This window comes from Catenulispora sp. EB89 (assembly GCF_041261445.1).
Classification (GTDB): Bacteria; Actinomycetota; Actinomycetes; order Streptomycetales; family Catenulisporaceae; genus Catenulispora.
The window spans coordinates 18,871-37,588 of the sequence record NZ_JBGCCU010000036.1; the positions used below are offsets into that span (position 1 = coordinate 18,871).

Here is an 18,718-nt window from a genome sequence, read left to right on the forward strand (position 1 = left end):
TTGTCAGGCGCCTGTTTGTCAGGCGCCTGCGCCGCCGTCGACCGGGACGATCGCGCCGGTCACGAACGAGGCCCGGTCGCTGAGCAGCCACGCGGCCGCCTCGGCGATCTCGCGGGGCTCGGCCATGCGGCCCAGCGGCGTCGCCGCGGTGCTGCGCGCGATGATGCCGGGAGTCGCCGCCTCCCACTGCTGCATCATTTCCGTGGCGGTCCCGCCGGGGGTGATGCCGTTGACCCGGATGCCTTCCGGGGCCCAGGTCACCGCCGCGCTCTCGGTGAGGCTGTTGAGGGCGCGCTTCATCGCGGCGTAGGCCGGCAGCGCGGTGTTCGCGCGGCGGCTGCCGATGCTGGAGGTGTTGACGATCGCCCCGCCGCCGCTGCGGCGCATGAGCGCGGCCTCGGCGGTCATGGCGGTCCAGTGCGCCCTGAAGTTCACGGTGAACTGGTCGTCGATGTCCTCATCGGTGGTGGTATCCAGCGGGCCGGGCCGGTGTTGGACGATCGCGCCGTTGTTGAACGCGCCGTCAAGGCGTCCGTGCAGTTCCTCGACGCGGTCGACGGCGGCGCGGAGGCCGGCGCGGTCGGCGAGATCCAGGGTGACCGCGTCGGCGGTGCCGCCATCGCCGCGGATCTCGGAGACGATGCGGTCCAGGGCACTGGTGCTGCGGGCAGCGAGCACGACGGCCGCGCCCTCGGCGGCGAACAGCCGGGCCGCGGCCGCGCCGATGCCGCGACTGGCGCCGGTGATGAACACGACTTTGTCGGTGAGCAGGCCGATCGGGCTGGCGTTCGTGCTGGTGGTGGCGCTGGTGGTTGCTGTCATGCCTCCACGGTCGATCATGCCCGGGACCGGATCCAGGCACAGCCGGTACTACGATCCGCCGCTGGAAAGCGCGCACACTGGGGGAATGGACAAGCAGGAGCTCGGGGCGTTTCTCCGCAGCCGGCGGGAGCGGTTGCGGCCGCAGGACGTGGGTCTTCCCTCGGGCCCGCGGCGCAGGACTCCAGGGCTTCGCCGTGAGGAGATCGCGGTGCTGGCGCACATCTCCACGGAGTACTACGTGCGGCTTGAGCAGGGCCGGGCGCCCAGGCCCTCGGCGGAGGTCCTCGCCGGGATCGCCGACGCGCTACGCCTCACCGACGCCGAGTCCGACCACCTGCACGTCCTCGCCGGCACCGCACCGGCCCGGACCGGCCTGCACCGCCGCGACGTGCGCCCGAGCATCCTCGCGCTGCTCGAACGGCTCCCGCAGACCGCCGGATTCGTCATCTCCGCCGCGTTCGAGGTGCTGGCCTGGAACGAGCTGGCCGCCGCGCTCATGGAGGACTTCGCCACCCTCGCCCCGCAGGACCGCAATCTCGCACGCCGGGCGTTCCTCGGTCCGGAGCTTGCCGACGCGAGGCTGTACGGGATCTCCGACGCCGCCGAGTTCCGCCTCCGTGTGGTCATGGAACTGCGTGCCACGGTCGCCCGCTATCCAGCCGATCCCGCGGTGACCGGGCTGGTCGACGAACTCCGCGCCGCCAGCCCCGACTTCGCCCGGCTCTGGGAACGGCACGACGTGCAGGCCCCGCCGACGCTCGCCAAGACCTTCCACCACCCCGTCGTCGGACCGGTCGCCGTCGACTGCGACACGCTCCTGCTCGCGGACCGCGACCAGCACCTCGTGCTGTTCAGCGCGCCCCGGGGATCCCCCGGCGCCGAGGCACTGGCACTGCTGAACGTCCTCGGCACCGAGGTCAGCGACTACCTGCGGTAGCGCGGCAGACGGAGAGCCCCGGGTCAGTCGAGGCCTTCGATGATGCGGAAGTCGCGCTCGACACCGTCGTCGAGAGCGACCAGCGCCTTCTGGTAGGCCTCGCTCTCGCGGGTCGCGACGGCCTGCTCGAAGCTGTCGAACTCGATCAGGATGGTGCGCTCGGCGATCCCGGCGTCGTAGACGGCGACGTGCTCGCCCCGGGAGATGACCCGTCCGCCGCCGGCCTGGACGGCCGGACGGGCCAGCTCGTCGTAGGCAGCCACCTTCTCAGGGTCGGAAATGACGCGGTAGACGCTGACCCAGTAGCCCTTGGCCACTGAACCTCCCGTGCTCGGTGTCATCGGAGCCTGTGTTTCCGGCATCCGTGGGTGCTCACTGGAGCCTATGCGGTGGCGCACGGCGGGGTCGACTTGAAACCCGGCCACCGACAGCTCGTCCGTCCGGGCCCTACGAGGAGCCCTACGAGGAACGCACCACCACGTTGCCCAGCGCGCACTCCTGCACGGTTGCCAGCGTACGGTCGTAGAAGTCGCGGGCCTCCTGCGGCGACCGTCCGATGGCGACGAGGCCGTACTTGCCGAATTCGGCGAGGGCGCCGAGGGCGAACAGGAGGGTCCCGGTCTGCGTCTCCGGATCGTAGTGCAGGCCGGCGGTGATGGTGGCGCTCACCAGTTCCTTCACCGTGGTGCCCACGAGATCCGGGACGTGGATACGGTCGCTGGCCACGTAGGCGCGGGGCAGGCCGTCGCGGCCTTGGTAGTCGCCCGAGACGTCGTCGTGATCGCCGCCGACAACTGTGTTTATGAAGTGGAACGGGGCGGTCGCGCCGCCTCTGCGGAGGTTGATCTCCAGCGCGGTCACGGCTGCGTCCGGGTCGAGGGCGTCGGCCAGGAAGTCGATGCTCAGATGGCCGATGACGCCGTGGTCGGCCAGCTCGCGGCCGATGATCAGTGCGGCTTCCCGCACGCGCCGGCGGTAGCTCTCGTGCGCGGGGAAGGAGCAGCCGACGAAGGTCTGGTCGTCCGCGCCACCGAGGATCTGATCATGGGTGGAGATCACGTGGACTGTGCCGGCGGGATGGATGAGCAGCTGTGCCGACGGGGACTGGAGTCCTTCGGTGCTGAGGTACTCCTCAACGATTCCGCCCATCACGGTCAGCTTCTGCACGAAGCCGGTCCAGTCGTCGCCCGGCGGTTGGACCTCTTGGCGCAGCTTCCGGGAGATGAGGTCGGGGGAATCCGGCGCTTCGCCGCTGGAGAACGTGAAGACGGCGTTGCCGGCGCCGGCGAAGCTCTCGTTGAGCTTGATGACCGCGCGGCGCAGTCCCGGGTCCGCCTGCTTGAGGGCGGCGAGCGCGCCGATGAGGGCTTCTTCGCTGTGCAGGTCCTCGAACCCTGACGGCGTGGCCACTCCGGTGGATCGGAACAGCTGGCGTCCGCGGCTCTTGTTGCCGATCTTCTGGAGGTCGGGATCGCAGGAGTACAGCGGGATGCCGAGCTGGTGCGCCAGATCGCGTTCAGCCGCTGTGCTGTTGTACGTGACGAGGTACGCCGCGGCGGGATCGGGTAAAGCCTGACGGATCCGTTCGATCAACTCCGGGTTCTGAAGAACCTTTTCCGTCAGCGGCCGCGCTGTGTCGTCGCCGCAGTCAAGCATGTGCAGACGATCGGTGAGGTCCATTCCCGACAGGCCAGGGATCGCGTCCAAGGTATATGCGAGAATATCCGGATCGATTTGCCGGCTGGTGACATAGACGACTCTGGCCTCCGGCACCGTCAGGCGCGACAGCTCGAAGAGCAGGCGCTGTTCGAAGTGGATGGCGCCCGGGAACTTGCGCAGCTCATCAGGGTGCACGGTGAGGCTCGGGACGATCACGGTGGTCGCGGTATGTGCTCGTTCTGGATCGCTGAGCACGGCCTTGAGGCGGGCCTTCATGATGTCGGCGGCGCCGTCAACGGTCGAATTGTCGATCATTTCCATTCTTCGTCTTCGGGATAGCGCGTGCGGCGGACAGCCCCTCGCGAATGAGGATTCGACGGGCATTCGAAGCCTAGCGATCAGTGACCCGGTTCTCTGGGAACTCGGCGACGCCGGTCGGGAGACTATTCAGGCCCCGCCGTGTGCAGCCCCGCGGTCAGCGTGTCGCCGCCGGCCGGATCGATCAGCAGGAACGAGCCGGTGTCCCGGTGGTCGCGATAGTCGTCCATGGTCACCGGCTCGGCCGTGCGCAGCAGTACCCGTCCGATGTCGTTCATGCGCAGGCGCGCGCCCCCGTCGGTGGGCTCGACGCGTGCGAGGGTGTCCACGGCGATCGAGTACGGGATGTCGGTGACGACCGCCCGCAGGGTCCGGGTGGCGTGCTTGAGCAGCACCCTGTCACCGGTACGGAGAGGGCGCTCGGCAAGGTGCACGACGGTCGCCGCGACGTCCCGCGTCATCTGCGGGAGAGGGTCCGCAGCGATCATGTCGCCCCGGGAGACGTCGATGTCGTCCGCCAGCCGGACGGCGACCGACTGCGGCGCCCGGACCTCGTCGGACGGCTCGCCCAGGACGTCGAGCGCTGCGACGGTGGTCGTGATGCCGGCGGGCAGGACCGTGACCGAGTCGCCCGGACGAAGCCGGCCGGAGGTCAGCTGGCCAGCGTAGCCGCGGTACTCCCGGTGGCCGGAGGTTCTGGCGCGGATGACGTACTGCACCGGCAGCCGGGCCGGCCGCGCCGCCGGATCGGCTCCGATCGGTGCGGTCTCTAGCCTCTCCAGCAGCGTCGGGCCTCGGTACCACGGCATGCCGGCGGAGGGCGTCACCACGTTGTCCCCGTGCAGGGCGCTGACCGGGACGGCGTCCACGCGGCGGACGTCGAGAGCGGCGGCGTACCGGGCGAACTCCTCGGTGATCGCCGCGAAGACCGGCTCGGCATGGCCGACCAGATCCATCTTGTTGACCACCAGGACCACGTGCGGGACCCCGAGCAGAGCGGCCACGGCGGTGTGCCGGCGGGTCTGTTCGCCCAGACCGGCACGGGCGTCGACGAGAATCAGCGCGAGCTCTGCCGTCGAGGCGCCGGTGACCATGTTGCGGGTGTACTGAACGTGCCCCGGCGTGTCCGCCAGGATGAAGCGCCGACGGGCGGTCGCGAAGTGGCGGTAGGCGACGTCGATGGTGATCCCCTGCTCGCGTTCGGCGCGCAGACCGTCGGTGAACAGGGCCAGGTCGGGGGTGTCCAGGCCGCGGACCTGGGAGGCCTCGACGACGGCCGCCAACTGGTCGGCCGGCAACGATCGGGAGTCGTGCAGCAGACGACCGACCAGCGTCGACTTGCCGTCGTCCACGGAGCCGGCGGTCACCAGGCGCAGCAACGAAGCCGCCTCGGCCGGCGCTGTCGGGTTCCCCGTCGTCCCCATCAGAAGTAGCCCTCGCGCTTGCGGTCCTCCATGGCGGCCTCGGACAGCCGGTCGTCGGCGCGGGTCGCGCCGCGCTCGGACAGGCGGGAGCCGGAGATCTCGGCGATGACAGCCGGGATGTCGAAGGCGGCTGAGTCGACGGCTCCGGTGCAGGACATGTCGCCGACGGTGCGATAGCGAACCTGGCGGCGGGTCGGTGTCTCGCCGTTCGTCGGGCCGCCCCACGCGCCGGCGGTCAGCCACATCCCGTCGCGCAGGAACACCTCGCGCTCGTGGGCGAAGTAGATCTCCGGCAGGTCGATGCTCTCGCGCTCGATGTACCGCCACACGTCGAGTTCGGTCCAGTTGCTCAGCGGGAAGACCCGGACGTGTTCGCCCGGGCTGTGGCGGCCGTTGTAGAGCGACCACAGCTCCGGCCGCTGGCGGCGCGGGTCCCAGGCGCCGAACTCGTCGCGCAGGGAGAAGATCCGCTCCTTGGCGCGGGCTCGCTCCTCATCCCGGCGGGCGCCGCCCAGGACCGCGTCGAAGCGGCGGTGCTCGATCTCGGCCAGCAGCGGCACCGTCTGCAGCTGGTTGCGGCCGCCGTCGGCCCGCTCGGCCAGCCGGCCGTCGTCGATGAAATCCTGGACGGAGGCCACGAACAGTCGCAGCTCGTGCTTGGCGGCCGTCCGGTCGCGGAAGTCGACGACCTCCGCGAAGTTGTGGCCGGTGTCCACGTGCAGCAGCGGAAAGGGCACCGGCGCGGGCCGGAACGCCTTCATCGCCAGGTGGAGCAGCACGGCGGAGTCCTTGCCGCCGGAGAACAGGAGCACCGGCCGGTCGAACTCGCCGGCCACCTCCCGAACGATGTGGACCGATTCCGCCTCCAGGATGTCGAGGTAGGGCAGTCGGCCGGTGGGAACCGATCTCCGGGCGGCGGTGCGCGCGGTGTCGCCTGCCTCGATGGTCAAACGTTCCTCCGCTGGGCTCGGGGACGGACTCACGCCAGGCCGCGTTCGACGAGCAGCGCCCAGACGGCGTCGACCGAACCGTCGATCGTCAGCTCGTGGGTGTGCAGCCGCAGGTCCGGCGATTCCGGGACTTCGTAGGGGTCGTCGACGCCGGTGAGACCGGACAGCAGGCCGGCGGCCTGTTTGGCGTACAGGCCCTTCACGTCGCGCACCGCGCAGACCTCGAGCGGCGCGGCGACGTGGACCTCCAGGTAGGGGACGGCGCAGGCTTCGTGGTGTCCGCGGACCGTGGCCCGGGACATGGCGTAGGGCGCTATCACCGGGACCAGGACCAACACCGCCTGGCTCGCCAGCAACTCGGCCACGAACCCGATCCTCAGCACGTTGGTCTGCCGGTCCTCCTTGGAGAAGCCCAGGTCCGCGCACAGGCGCTGACGCATCTCGTCGCCGTCCAGAATCTGGGTCCGGTGGCCCCGCTCGACCAGCCGCTCGGCGACCGCTCGGGCGATGGTGCTCTTTCCGGAACTGGGCAGTCCGGTCAGCCACACTGTGGCGCCGGACCCCCTCACATCCTTGTCACTCGGTGTGGGCACCCCAGTAAAGTAGCGCGCGGCAACGAATCGGGCACATCTTGTTTTCTCAGAGTCCTGTGATACTGGTGCCGGCGGCGCCCCGTCGTCCATGATGGCGGCATGCCCGAGCCGAAGGACCCCGCGCCGGCCGGCGGCACACCCGGGCCGCGCCGGTCGCTGCTGGCCCGCAACCGCGACTTCCGCTGGTTCTGGGGCGGGCAGACCGTCTCGGTGGTCGGCGCCCAGGTGACCGCCGTCGCGCTGCCGCTGACCGCGGCGATCACCCTCGACGCGGGGCCGGGCGCGGTGGGCGCGATCGCGGCCGCCACCTACCTGCCCAACGTGGCCTTCCCGCTGTTCGCCGGGCACTGGATCGAGAAGTGCCGGCGCCGGCCGGTGATGATCGGCGCCGATGTGGCGCGCGCCGTCCTGGTCGGCGCCGTCCCCGTGGCCTACCTGCTGCACCACCTCTCGCTGGCGCTGCTGGCGGCGGTCGCGTTCGGGGTCGGCGGCGCCAGCGTGGTCTTCGACGTCGCGAGCTTCGCCTACCTCCCGGATCTGGTCGGCGAGCAGGATCTGGGCGGCGCCAACCAGGCGATGCAGGGGTCGACGACCGCGGCCCAGGTGAGCGGTCCGGGCCTGGCGGGCCTGACCGTGCAGCTGGCGGGCCCGGCCCTGGCCATGGTGGTGAACGCGGCGAGCTACGTCGGCAGCGTGGTCGGGATCGCGGCCGGCCGGTCGGAGTCCCGGCCGCCGCCCGGGCAGAGCCGCAAAGGGCTGCTCGAAGGGGTCCGGCAACTGTTGGCGAACCCGTATCTGCGAGGCCTGACAGCGCACGCCGCGCTCTACAACGTCGGCTCCCAGATGCTGACGGTCAACCTGGTGATCTGGCTGACGAAGGTGCGGCACACCTCGGTCGGGGTCTACGGCCTGGCCCTGTCGGCGACCGGAGCGGGTGCGTTCGTCGGCACCATGGGGGTGCTGCGCCTCATGGGCCGCGTCGGATTCGGCCGGGCCTATGCCGGCGCCCTGCTGCTGTTCGCGGGGCTGCCGCTGGCCCTGGCGGCGCTGCCGTTCAGCGGGAACGCGCTCGGTGCCGCGGTCGCGGCGGTGGAGGTGGTCGCCGGCGTGGGGCTCGGCGCGGCCAACGTGCTGTCCACCACGCTGCGCCAGGCGGTGATCCCGCGCGGCGCGCTCGCCCGGTCGATCGGCGGTTACCGGATGCTGATCTTCGGCGTCATCCCGCTGGGCGGCGGGCTCGGCGGGGCGATCGGGCAGGTGTTCGGAGCCCGGACCGGGGTGGCCGCCGGGACCGCCGCCATGGCCCTGTCGGCGTTGCCGATGCTCGGGTCGCGGATCAGGGCGCTGCGATCTCCGGGAGACGCCCGCCTCGACCAGGCGGTTTCCGGAGCCCCGGCGCTCGACGGCACCGTCGGCGCGGACCGCGAATCCGTATCCTGATACTTTGTAAATCCGGATACTGATACACCTTTGCCGAGGCGCCGGCATGCCCTAGTATCCGTGAGGGATCAAGCGCACCGTTCTTCCGGGAAGGCCGCGAATGCCTGCCATTGCTGCCAATGAACCGATCTACGCCGTGGTGGTCAACGTCGAAGAGCAGTACTCGGTCTGGCCCGCGGACCGCGAGGTCCCGGCCGGCTGGCGCGCCGTCGGGACGACGGGCACCAAGCAGGAGTGCCTGGACCACATCGGCCTGGTCTGGACCGACATGAGACCGGCGAGTCTGCGCGAGGCGCAGGGCTAGGCGACGTGGCGGTGAGGGGGGCCTGGCCCGTGACGTCCGCGTCCGCACCAGGGTTGATGATCGCCATCGGTACGGCGGCCGACGCCACCGAGGAATGGGCCGAACGGGTCGCCGTACTCACCCGCGCCGCCTATGCCGGTTCCGATCCGTGGCCGATCCTGCCGGCTCCCGACGGGGCGACGGAGAGCGCTGAATCAGTACTGCGCTTCGTCGCCCGTGGCGGCATGGTGTGGACCGCCACGGATCCGGCGGACGGTGATCTGATCGCGGTCCTGCGGACCGAGCCGCGGGCTGATGCGTCCGGGTTCCCCGCCTGGTTCGTGTCCCGGGTGGGGACCGCCGCGGCACATCGGGGGACCGGTGTGGGCCGACGGCTGCTGGCGGAGGTGGAGCAGGCCGCGATCCGGCACGCGGTGGCCGTGCTCCGGCTCGACGCCGTCATCGAGCGCTGCGTACCGCCGTTCTACGCGGCACTGGGGTACCGCGTGGTGGCGCACCTTCTGGCCGAGGACGACAAGCTGCTGACCGAGGTGGCGATGGAACGCGCCCCGGTGCTCGCGCGCCGAGCGTGTCCTCCGTTCCCGATGACGAATCCGGTGACGGCTGCCGCGCCGGTTCCCCAAGAGCCGGCCACCGCTGTCCTGCTGTGGTTCCTGGACGGCGCTTCCCTGGCCGCGCTGCCCTGCCCCGAATCCGACACGCTCGCCTCAGCCCTTGCTCACGCGCGGCGCGTTCTGGGCCAGGACCTGCCGCTGGCCGGGGCGGATCTGTGGCGCGGGTCCGCGCAGGAGTTCGCCGACACCGTGCGGGCGATTCCCGGTGCGAGGACCGAACGCGGGACGTCCGCACTCCGTTTCTCAGGCGGGCGGGCCGACAACCGGGCCCACCTCATGCCGCGCACGCACCACCGGGACCTGTGGGCCGCCTTCCGTCCCGCTCCCGGCGCCGAACCACCGATCACCTCTTTCCCTGTCATGCCGCCGAGACAAAGGAGCGTTCGTTGATCCCGGTCGACATCAGCACACACTTCGACAACCGAGGCATCACCGGCCGGGGAGAGCTGTCCCAGGGAGGGTTCAACATCTGGGACAACACGTATCCCGCCGAGGAACTGCCCGCCCCGGGCGGAGTGGTCGAGGTGGGCTCGGCACCGTTCCTGTTCCCGGCTCTGAGTCCGGACGGCGGTGACAACCTGCGCTGCGTCGGCCAGTTCATCCAGTTGCCGGTCGGCCGCTACGACTGGCTGTATCTGCTCGCGGCGAGCGAGCGCCGCAGCGAGGACACCGTGTACCTGCACTACGCGGACGGCTCGGTCGATCCCGAATGGCTGCGCGTGTCGGACTTCTGGGCCGAGACCCCGCCGCACTTCGGGGAGGAGGCCGGCCTGCGGTGCACCGTGCTGCACTACCCGCGGCACGTCCAGCCCTTCATGGGCCCGTCCATATGGCGCACCCGGGTTCCGGTGCCGCGCGAGACGCCCCTGTCGGCGGTCCGGCTGCCGGACAATCCGGCGATCCACATCTTCGCCCTCAGCCTGGCATCCCACCGACTGATCGAGGCCGCGGCATGAACGACTCGACCACCCACACCATCGCCGGCGTGTCCGCGTGGCGCCACGACCTCGTCGGCTGCCTGTGGACCAGCGCGGGCACCGTGCTCGGCTTCCACGGCGCGCCGGTCATCGAGACCTTGGGGGCGGCCTGGAGCTTCCGGCACTTCCCGGGCGACGTGCGGCGCGAGGAGTACTACTACCCCTGCGCTCCCGGCGTCTCGCTGTGGGAGGCCATCGCCCCCTACCACCCGGTGAAGTCCACCTGGTGCGAGCCTTCGGACCCGGACGAGGGCTGGGAGCAGGTGCGGGCCGAGGTCCTGGCCGGCCGGCCGGTGATCGTCGCCGCGGACAACTTCGAACTGCCGTTCCGCCCCGCCTACCGGGACGTCCACACCAACCACCTGGTCACCGTGTACGGGTTCGACGACAAGCGGGGGACGGCCCGGGTGCTGGACGCCGTGCCGCCCCGCTTCGACGGCGACATCGGCATCAAGGAGCTGACCGCCGCCCGGGACTCGGCGAACCCGATCCTGCACGACCGGGACATGTTCTTCACCGACCGGCCGATCGCGAACCGCTGGCTGCGGGTCGAGATGGACGTCGCGGCCTTCCCGGCCTTCGACCCGGCCACGGTCCGGGCCACGATCCGGCGCAACCTCGACGGATTCGCCGGTTCCACCGGCCCCGGACTGTCGGGTCTGGCGGGCCAGCGGACCTACCTGGAGGAGTGCGTGACCCGGCTGAGCGCCGGAGAGGCGATCTGGGAAGAGCTGTTCCTGGTGGCCGGCGCGGTCCTGGCCCACACCGCGCTGCACGCCGACTGGCTCACCACCGCCGCCGACCGCTTCGGATACCAGGGGCTGCGCGAAGCGGCGCGCGCGGTGGAGCGGGTCGCGCACCACTGGTCGGCGGTGCGGATCGCCGGCGTCCTGACTCGCGACGCCCAGGTGTCGGCCGAGCGGCTGAGCCGCCGGTTCGCGGTCCTGCAGGGCGATCACGCCCGCGCGGTCGCAGACCTCGAGTACGCGCTCGCGAACTGGTGACGTCCCGCGGCGGTGAGGCACGCCGGCCGGCGCAGCAGAGCACAGATCCGTGGGAGGAGTGAGCAGCATGGTCGACCAGAGCAAGCCAGCCGCCGGGGAGGGCCGGGCCGGTGAGGCCCTGTCGGATGCGCGAGCGGTGCTGCTCGACCAGATGGTGCGCCGGCGGCGGATGGCCGCGGCCGCCGGGCAGCGGATCGTCCCGGCCGCCCGGGAGGGGCTGCTGCCGGTCAGCGAGCAGCAACGCTACCTGTGGTTCCTGCACCAGGTGCTGCCCGACGTCCCGGTGTACAACATGGCGTTCCCGCTCCGGTTGCGCGGGAGTCTGGACCAGGCGGCTCTGCGCACGGCGCTGCACTCGCTGGTGAACCGGCACGAGGCGCTACGCACCCGGTTCGGCGCCGACCGGGGCGTGCCGTACCAGATCATCGATCCGGAGCCCGCCGAAGCGCCGCTGCGGAGCGTGGACGTCCGCGACCAGGCTCCGGACCGACGCTGGCCGCGGGCCGTGGAACTGGTCACCGAAGAGGTCCGGCGGCCGTTCGATCTGGCCGCCGGCCCGCTGTTCCGGGCGCTGCTGGTCCGCGCCGGCGAGGACGACCACGTCCTGACCCTCACCGTCCACCACATCACCTGCGACGGCTGGTCGACCGGCATCCTCACCCGCGAGCTGGCAGAGCTCTACGACGCCGCTCGCGACGGCCGGTCACCGCAGCTCACCGCGCTGGAGATCACGCCGGTCGACCACGCGGTGTGGCAGCGCGGCGGCGCGGCCGCGGCGCTGGCGGACCGGCAGCTGGAGTACTGGCGGCAGGCGCTGGCGGACCTGCCGGCCGTCGACTTCCCGGCGGACCGGCCCCGGCCGACCCAGCGGACCGGGCTCGGCGAGGCGCTGACCCAGGACTGGCCGGCCGAGCTGATCGACGCGGCGAAGAAGACCGCCGCGGCCGAGAACACCTCGCTGATGGCGGTGCTGTCCGCCGCGCTGGTCACCGTGCTCGCGCGGCACACCGGGCAGCGCGATCTGGCCTTCGGCTCGGTGTTCTCCGGACGCGGCCGCACCGAGCTGGAGCCGGTCGTGGGCTTCTTCGCCAACACCCTCGTGCTGCGGGTCGACGCGGCCGGCGACCTCAGCGCCCGCGAGCTGATCGCCCGCTGCCACCACACCGTCGTGGACGCCCTGGCCAACCAGGACGTGCCGTTCGGGACCGTGGTCGAGGCGCTGCACCCGGACCGGATGGGGGAGCGCAACCCGCTCTTCCAGATCAGCTTCAACCTGTTGCCCGACCAGGTCTACGACACGTTCCACCTGGACGGCCTGGAGGTGGAGAACGTCGCGCCGGCGGTCGGCGTCTCCCGCTTCGACCTGTCGATGCAGCTGGCCGTGCGTCCCGACGGCAGCGGGTCCTACCAGGCCGAGTACTCCACTGATCTCTTCGAGCGCGGACGGATCGAGCGGTTCGTCACGCACTTCCGCACCGCCCTGGAAGCCATCGTCGCCGACCCCTCCCGGCCGGTCGCGGCGATCGAGATCCTGCCGCCGGCCGAACGCGAACGGCTCATTGACACTTGGAACCCGGCCCCGGTCGACTTCGGCACCGGCCATCTGCTCCTGCACGACCTGGTGGCCGCGCGGGCGGCCGAGGACGGCAGCCGTCCGGCGGTGCGTTTCGAGGGCGTGGACCTGACCTACGGGGACCTCGACGCCCGCGCCAACCGCCTGGCCCGGCTGTTGCAGGACGAGTACGGCGTCGCCCCGGGCGCCGTCGTCGGCTTCCTGCTGCACCGCGGCCCGGAGGTGCCCACCGTGCAGCTCGGCGTGCTCAAGGCCGGCGGCGCCTGGCTGCCGCTGGACCCGGCGCATCCGGCCGGGCGGATCGGGTACCAGTGTTCGAACGCCGACGTCCGCGCGGTGGTCACCACCCGCGCGCTGGCCGGGCTGCTCCCGCCGGACGTGCCCTCGATCGTGCTCGACGACCCGGCCGACGCCGCGCGCCTGGCCGGCCTGGATCCGACGGCGCCGCCGTGCGCGGCCCGGCCCGACGACGTGGCCTACGTCATCTACACCTCGGGCTCCACCGGGAATCCCAAGGGAGTCCAGGTCCCGCACCGCGCCGCCGTCAACTTCGTCGGCGCCGCCGCCGGCCTGCTGTTCTCGATCACCCCCGCCGACCGGGTCCTGCAGTTCGCCAATCCGACCTTCGACGTGAGCGTCTTCGACGTCTACGCCGCGTTGTGCAGCGGCGCGACCTGTGTCAGCGCACCCACGGCGGTGCTGCACGACCCGGGGCCGCTGGCCCAGCTCATGCGTGCCGAGTCCGTGACCGTCGCCGACATCCCGCCGGCGGTGCTCGGCATGCTCGACGACGCCGACCTGCCGGATCTGCGGGCGCTGTTCGTCGGTCTGGAGGCGTTCCCGGCCGAGCTGGTCAACCGGTGGCGCACCGCCACCCGGGCGTTCCACAACGGCTACGGGCCGACCGAGGCGACGGTCGCGTGCGTCGACTACGAGTGCCCCGCCGAACCGCTGGCCGCCTCGCCGCCGATCGGCCGGGCCATGGCGAACTGCCGGGCCTACGTGGTGGACGCGCTCGGCGACCTGGTGCCGCAGGGGGTTCCCGGGGAGCTGTGCATCGCCGGGAAGCAGCTCGCCCGCGGCTATCTGGGCCAGCCGGCCATGACCGCGGAGAAGTTCGTGCCCTGCCCGTGGGGCGCCCCGGGAGAGCGGATGTACCGCACCGGCGATGTGGTCCGCTGGCGGGCGGACGGCGAGTTGGAGTTCCTCGGCCGGGTCGACCGCCAGGTGAAGATCCGGGGCCTGCGGGTCGAGCTGGGCGAGATCGAGCACGCGATGGCCGCCTTCCCCGGCGTCCGGCACGCCGCGGTCGTGGTGGCCGCCGCCGACGGCGGGCCGAGGCTGGACGCCTACGTGGTGGCCGACGGCGCTTCGGCCGGGTTCGTGGCAGAGCTGCGGGCGTACCTGGCCGACCGCCTGCCGCTGCACATGGTCCCGACCACCTTCACCCCGCTGGACCGGCTTCCGCTCACCAGCAGCGGGAAGCTCGACCACAAGCTGCTGCCGGAACCCGCCGCGCGGCCGGAGACGATCGTGCCCCCGGCCACCGCGACCGAGCGGGAACTCGCCGGGATCTGGAGCAGCCTGCTGGGAGTGGACCTGGCGCGGATCGGGCAGGGCGAGAGCTTCTTCGCGCTCGGGGGCAGCTCGCTGCAGGCCACGCAGCTGATCGCCCGGATCCGCGACGCCTTCTTCGTGGACCTGGATGTGCGCGAGCTGTTCAACAGGCCGCTGCTGCACCAGGTGGCGGAGTTCCTCGACGCCCGCATCAGCGCCGACCTCGGCGCCGACGAACTGGCCGCGCTCCAGGCCCAGGTGGCCGACCTGTCCGAACAGGAGCTGGACCGGTTGCTCGCGGCCGGGGACGAGTGAGCTCTTCGCCCGCGCGAGGAACGAGGGGGGTGACAGGACCGGTGACCGAACCGTCGATCGAGGACAAGCGCGCGGCGCTGATGGCGCAGCTGATGCGCCGTCGCCGTGCCGCGCAGCGCCCGGATCGGGTCACGGCCGTCCCCCGCACGGCTCCGCTCCCGCTGACCTGGCAGCAGGAGGGCTTGTGGTTCCTGCACGAACTCGATCCGGAGTCCGTGACCTACCACGTGCCGATCGCCTACCGGCTCACCGGACGCCTCGATCCACCTGCTCTCCGCGTCGCGCTGCGCCACCTCCTGGCCCGCCATGAGAGTCTGCGCACCAGGTTCGTGCTGCTCGACACCGTGCCGCACCAGGTCGCCGATCCGGTGCCGGATCCGGTGCCCTGGGAGTACACGGATCTGGCGGACCTGCCGGGGCCGGAACGCGCGGCGCACGCGCGGCGGGTCGTCGACGAAGCGGCGGCGCGTCCCTTCGACCTGACCGCCGCCCCGGCCCTGCGCGTGAGCCTGGTCCGGCTCGCCGAGGACGAGCACGTCCTGGTGCTGACGATGCACCATCTGGTGACCGACGGCTGGTCGTTGGGGATCCTCACCCGGGAGCTGGGGGAGCTGTACCGCGCGGCGCGTGACCGGCGGCCGCCGGACCTGCCGGCGCTGCCGGTGCAGCCTGCCGACTTCGCGGCCTGGCAGCGCGGCCCGGCCGGGGCCGAGGCCCTGCGTTCGGGCCTGGAGTACTGGCGCGGCCGGCTCGCCGGGCTGCCGCCCCTGGACCTGCCTGTCGACCGGTCGGAGCCGTCGGCCGGCGCCGGCGCCGGCGCCGGTGTCATTGCCGGCTCCGGCTCCGGTCTCGGCGCCAGTCCCGGCGCGGAGGCCGGCGAGGTGGTGCCGGCCGACGTGGGGGCGCGCGTCACCGCGTTCGCTGAGGACTGCGGGGTGTCGCTGCTGGCGGTGCTCGCGGCGGCCTTCTTCGTGGTCTTGCACCGGTACACCGGTCAGGAGGATCTGGCCGTCGGGTCGGTGTTCTCCGGGCGCACGCGGTCGGAGGTCGAGCCGCTGCTCGGCTTCTTCGCCAACACGCTGGTGCTGCGCGGCGACGTGGCCGGCGACCCGACCTTCCGCGAGCTGGCCGGCCGGTGCGACGCGCTGGTCCTGGACGCGCTCGCGCACCAGGACGTGCCCTTCGGCCTGGTGGTCGACGCGCTCGCACCGGTGCGGGCGGCCGGGCGCAACCCGCTGTTCCAGGTCAGCCTGAGCCTGCTGCCGCAGCGGGTGGTCGGTGCGGACCTGACCGCGTTCGGCGACCTGGCCCTGGCCGACTTTCCGCTGCCCACGACCGGCTCCCGGTTCGACCTCAGCCTGCAGGCGACGCCGACGCCCGGCGGCGCGATCGGGATCGCCGCCGAGTACTCCACGCGGCTGTTCGACCCCGCACGCGTGCAGCGTCTGCTCGGCCATCTGCGCCAGACGCTGGACCGGGCGGTCGGCGACCCGGACCGCCGCATCAGCGGCATCGACGTGCTCACCGCCGCCGAACACGAGGTCCTGGGCCGATTCGGCCGCGGTGCCGGAGACGGCGCGGGGCCGGAGCCCTTCGTCGGTGTCCCCGAACTCATCCGGCGGCAGGCGGCCCTCGCACCGGACCGGGTCGCGGTCACCTTCCAGGACCAGACCCTGACCTACGGCGAGCTCGTCTCGCGCGCCGACCGGCTGGCGCGCCGGCTGGCCGCCCTCGGTGTCGGGCCGGACGGCGTCGTCGGGGTGTGCGCCTTTCGGTCGCTGGACCTGGTGGTCGCGATTCTCGCGGTGCTCACCGCCGGCGGCGCCTACCTTCCGCTTGATCCGGAATCCCCGCCTCGGCGCCTGGCCTGGCAGCTCTCGCAGTCCGGCGCGCGGGTCGCCGTCGTCCAGCCGGAGACGGGAGAACTCCTCGCCGAGGCGGCGGACATCGTCCGAGTCACACTGGGGCCACAGGTGTGGAGCGAGCGCGCCGACGTCGACGCCGGCCTCGGGCCCGCTCCGAACCGTGTCGCCCCCGACGACGTGGCGTACGTGATCTTCACCTCGGGCTCGACCGGAACCCCCAAGGGGGTGGCCGTCCCGCACCGGGGTCTGGCCAACCGGTTGCGCTGGATGCAGGACGAATACCGCATCGGACCGGCCGATGTCGTGGCGCAGAAGACGCCCTTCACCTTCGACGTGTCCGTGTGGGAGTTCCTCTGGCCTTTGACGGCCGGCGCGCGGCTGGCCGTCGCCGCGCCGGGCGTGCACCGGGACGCCCGGCAGCTCGCCGACTTCCTGGCCCGCGAGCGGGTGAGCGTGACCCACTTCGTGCCGTCGGTGCTCGCGGCGTTCCTGGCCGAGACGGCGCGCGACGCCGGGGCGCCGGCGGACCTCCGGCTGGTCGTGTGCTCCGGCGAGGCGCTGCCGGCCCCGGTGCGCGACCTGGCGCTGCGGACCTGGCCCGCCGCCTCGCTGCACAATCTGTACGGCCCCACCGAGGCCTCGATCGACGTGACGCACCACCGGTGTTCGAGCTCTGACGGCGCCGTGGTGCCGATCGGGCGTCCGATCGCGCACATCCGCGCGTATGTACTGGACGGCCGGGGCGAGCCGGCGCCGGTCGGTGTGCCGGGGGAGCTGCACCTGGCCGGGGTGGGACTGGCCCGCGGCTACGCCGGCCGTCCCGACCTGACGGCGGAGCGGTTCGTGCCCTGCCCGTTCGGCGAGCCGGGCGCCCGGATGTACCGGACCGGGGACATCGCGAGGTGGCGCGACGACGGGACGCTGGAGTATCTGGGCCGGGCCGACGACCAGGTGAAGATCAGAGGCCTGCGGATCGAGCCCGGCGAGATCGAGAACGTCCTGGCCGGTCATCCCGCGTTGCGCCAGGCGGCGGTCGCCGTGCGCACGGGCCCGGGCGGCGACCCGTATCTGGCCGCCTTCGTCGTCCCCGGCGGACCTGCGGCGTCGGACCAGGCGGCACCAGAGGACGCAGCGCTGCGCGCCTATCTGGCCGAGCGGCTGCCGCTGCCGATGATCCCGGCCACGTTCACCGCCCTGGCCGCACTCCCGCTCACCGCGAGCGGGAAGGTAGATCGCAAAGCCCTGCCGCAGTCGGCCGGAGCGGACGCGGAGGGCGCGCCGCGGCCCGTGGCCACTCAGACGCAGGCGGGCGTGGCCGAGATCTGGCGGAGCCTGCTGCCCGACGCCGATGGGGACTTCCGCCGCGACGACAACTTCTTCACCCGGGGCGGGAGCTCCTTGGCGCTGGCGAAGTTCGCCGCCGAGGTCCGCGAGCGCTTCGGCGTCTCACTGGATGTCAGGTCCCTGTATCTGGCGCCCACCCTGGAGACGGCCGCCGACCTGATCGACGAGCGGCGCTCCGGGCCGCCGGTTCCGACCGGCGTCGGGCCCCTCGTTCGTCTGCGGACCGGGGCCGGGACCGACGGCGACGGGGACGTTCCCCCGTTGTTCCTCGTCCACGCCGTGGGCGGAACGGCCGCGCCCTATGTGCCGCTGGCCCAGTGGCTCGACACGCCGGTCTACGGCTTCGAGGCGCCCGGCGGCGACGGCTCGGCACCGTTGGACCGGATCGAGGACTTCGCCGCCGCGTACCTCGACGCGCTGCGCACGGTGCGCCCCGCGGGTCCCTACCACCTCGGCGGCTGGTCGGTCGGCGGAACGATCGCCTGGGAGCTGGCGGCCCGGCTGCGCGCTGCCGGACAGGAGGTCGCCCTGCTCGCCCTGTTCGACACCGTCGTCCCCGCGGCCTTCGACGATCTGCCCGACCGCGCCGGACTGCTGGCGCGGTTCGCCGCGGACCTGGCGCTGGCCGCCGGTGCCGCCGCACCGGACCTGGACCTGGCCGTGCTGCGGGCTCAGGGTGCTGAGGAACAGACCGAGACCGTCATCGCAGTGCTCGAAGCCTCAGGCCTGATCCCGGGATCGGTGCGTGCGGAGGTCCGTCGGCGCTTCGCGGTCTTCGCCGGAGCGTCCCGCGCCGTCCGGCGCTACCGGCTCGCCCCGCTGGACTGCCCCGTCACCCTGATCGAGGCCGCGGACCCGGCGCCCGGGAAAGCCGACGACTGGCGCCCGTACGCCCCGGGCGGCCTGGAACACCACGTCGTCCCGGGCACCCATCACACCATGCTCCGGCCTCCGTTCCTCGGCGGCCTGGCCAAGACGCTACGCGGCTGCCTCGAGCGGGCAGCCGCAGGATGAGGAGGCCG

14 protein-coding genes are annotated in these 18,718 nt (G+C 72.3%); 8 read left to right on the forward strand and 6 right to left on the reverse strand.

The genetic code is table 11. The annotated features are described in order from the left end of the window. Positions 1 to 18 precede the first annotated feature (18 nt). Positions 19 to 822, reverse strand: a complete 804-nt coding sequence (locus ABH920_RS44940) for an SDR family NAD(P)-dependent oxidoreductase (RefSeq protein WP_370355478.1) — start codon at positions 820 to 822, stop codon at positions 19 to 21. An 85-nt stretch (positions 823 to 907) separates the two neighbouring features. On the opposite strand from ABH920_RS44940, the gene ABH920_RS44945 reads away from it, so the two are divergent. Next, positions 908 to 1,759 carry a helix-turn-helix transcriptional regulator gene (locus ABH920_RS44945; RefSeq protein ID WP_370355479.1) on the forward strand — a complete coding sequence of 284 codons (852 nt, stop codon included), beginning with the start codon at positions 908 to 910 and terminating at the stop codon, positions 1,757 to 1,759. Between the two features lie 23 nt (positions 1,760 to 1,782). On the opposite strand, the gene ABH920_RS44950 is transcribed toward ABH920_RS44945, so the two are convergent. The 5 genes from ABH920_RS44950 to cysC all read right to left on the reverse strand — a co-directional run bounded on the left by ABH920_RS44950 (position 1,783) and on the right by cysC (position 6,703). After that, a complete protein-coding gene (locus ABH920_RS44950) occupies positions 1,783 to 2,076 on the reverse strand; it encodes a DUF1330 domain-containing protein (protein ID WP_370355547.1) in 294 nt (97 codons plus the stop codon). A gap of 142 nt (positions 2,077 to 2,218) precedes the next feature. Then, complete coding sequence (locus tag ABH920_RS44955; protein ID WP_370355480.1) at positions 2,219 to 3,739, reverse strand: peptide ligase PGM1-related protein; 1,521 nt, start codon at positions 3,737 to 3,739, stop codon at positions 2,219 to 2,221. Between the two features lie 122 nt (positions 3,740 to 3,861). Beyond that, positions 3,862 to 5,160 carry a sulfate adenylyltransferase subunit 1 gene (locus ABH920_RS44960; RefSeq protein WP_370355481.1) on the reverse strand — a complete coding sequence of 433 codons (1,299 nt, stop codon included), beginning with the start codon at positions 5,158 to 5,160 and terminating at the stop codon, positions 3,862 to 3,864. Further along, positions 5,160 to 6,104 carry a sulfate adenylyltransferase subunit CysD gene (cysD, locus tag ABH920_RS44965; protein ID WP_370355548.1) on the reverse strand — a complete coding sequence of 315 codons (945 nt, stop codon included), beginning with the start codon at positions 6,102 to 6,104 and terminating at the stop codon, positions 5,160 to 5,162. The genes ABH920_RS44960 and cysD overlap by 1 nt, the downstream gene beginning before the upstream one ends. Before the next feature lie 35 nt (positions 6,105 to 6,139). Continuing rightward, entirely contained in the window at positions 6,140 to 6,703 is a 564-nt protein-coding gene (cysC, locus tag ABH920_RS44970; protein ID WP_370355482.1) for an adenylyl-sulfate kinase, read from the reverse strand. Between the two features lie 99 nt (positions 6,704 to 6,802). Between cysC and ABH920_RS44975 the strand changes: the two genes are divergently transcribed. The 7 genes from ABH920_RS44975 (at position 6,803) to ABH920_RS45005 (ending at position 18,710) form a co-directional block, all read left to right on the forward strand. Next, positions 6,803 to 8,143 (forward strand): MFS transporter, encoded by a 1,341-nt coding sequence (locus ABH920_RS44975; protein ID WP_370355483.1) that lies wholly within the window; start codon positions 6,803 to 6,805, stop codon positions 8,141 to 8,143. A gap of 100 nt (positions 8,144 to 8,243) precedes the next feature. Then, positions 8,244 to 8,447, forward strand: coding sequence for an MbtH family protein (locus ABH920_RS44980; protein WP_370355484.1), 204 nt, complete (start codon positions 8,244 to 8,246; stop codon positions 8,445 to 8,447). A gap of 29 nt (positions 8,448 to 8,476) precedes the next feature. Then, positions 8,477 to 9,451: a GNAT family N-acetyltransferase gene (locus ABH920_RS44985; RefSeq protein WP_370355485.1), complete on the forward strand. Its 975-nt coding sequence runs from the start codon at positions 8,477 to 8,479 to the stop codon at positions 9,449 to 9,451. Then, positions 9,448 to 10,017 (forward strand): hypothetical protein, encoded by a 570-nt coding sequence (locus ABH920_RS44990; protein WP_370355486.1) that lies wholly within the window; start codon positions 9,448 to 9,450, stop codon positions 10,015 to 10,017. Before ABH920_RS44985 ends, ABH920_RS44990 begins: the two co-directional genes overlap by 4 nt. Continuing rightward, positions 10,014 to 11,042 (forward strand): BtrH N-terminal domain-containing protein, encoded by a 1,029-nt coding sequence (locus tag ABH920_RS44995; RefSeq protein WP_370355487.1) that lies wholly within the window; start codon positions 10,014 to 10,016, stop codon positions 11,040 to 11,042. Before ABH920_RS44990 ends, ABH920_RS44995 begins: the two co-directional genes overlap by 4 nt. A gap of 67 nt (positions 11,043 to 11,109) precedes the next feature. Next, positions 11,110 to 14,487 carry an amino acid adenylation domain-containing protein gene (locus tag ABH920_RS45000; protein WP_370355488.1) on the forward strand — a complete coding sequence of 1,126 codons (3,378 nt, stop codon included), beginning with the start codon at positions 11,110 to 11,112 and terminating at the stop codon, positions 14,485 to 14,487. Between the two features lie 29 nt (positions 14,488 to 14,516). Further along, positions 14,517 to 18,710 carry an amino acid adenylation domain-containing protein gene (locus ABH920_RS45005; protein WP_370355489.1) on the forward strand — a complete coding sequence of 1,398 codons (4,194 nt, stop codon included), beginning with the start codon at positions 14,517 to 14,519 and terminating at the stop codon, positions 18,708 to 18,710. The last annotated feature ends 8 nt before the right edge of the window (positions 18,711 to 18,718 follow it).

What these genes read in the sequence shown, in the direction of transcription:
- ABH920_RS44940 (WP_370355478.1), bottom strand. Translation starts at nt 822, where the DNA reads ATGACAGCAACCACCAGCGCCACCACCAGCACGAACGCCAGCCCGATC.
- ABH920_RS44945 (WP_370355479.1), top strand. Translation starts at nt 908, where the DNA reads ATGGACAAGCAGGAGCTCGGGGCGTTTCTCCGCAGCCGGCGGGAGCGG.
- ABH920_RS44955 (WP_370355480.1), bottom strand. Translation starts at nt 3,739, where the DNA reads ATGGAAATGATCGACAATTCGACCGTTGACGGCGCCGCCGACATCATG.
- ABH920_RS44960 (WP_370355481.1), bottom strand. Translation starts at nt 5,160, where the DNA reads ATGGGGACGACGGGGAACCCGACAGCGCCGGCCGAGGCGGCTTCGTTG.
- ABH920_RS44975 (WP_370355483.1), top strand. Translation starts at nt 6,803, where the DNA reads ATGCCCGAGCCGAAGGACCCCGCGCCGGCCGGCGGCACACCCGGGCCG.
- ABH920_RS44980 (WP_370355484.1), top strand. Translation starts at nt 8,244, where the DNA reads ATGCCTGCCATTGCTGCCAATGAACCGATCTACGCCGTGGTGGTCAAC.
- ABH920_RS44995 (WP_370355487.1), top strand. Translation starts at nt 10,014, where the DNA reads ATGAACGACTCGACCACCCACACCATCGCCGGCGTGTCCGCGTGGCGC.
- ABH920_RS45000 (WP_370355488.1), top strand. Translation starts at nt 11,110, where the DNA reads ATGGTCGACCAGAGCAAGCCAGCCGCCGGGGAGGGCCGGGCCGGTGAG.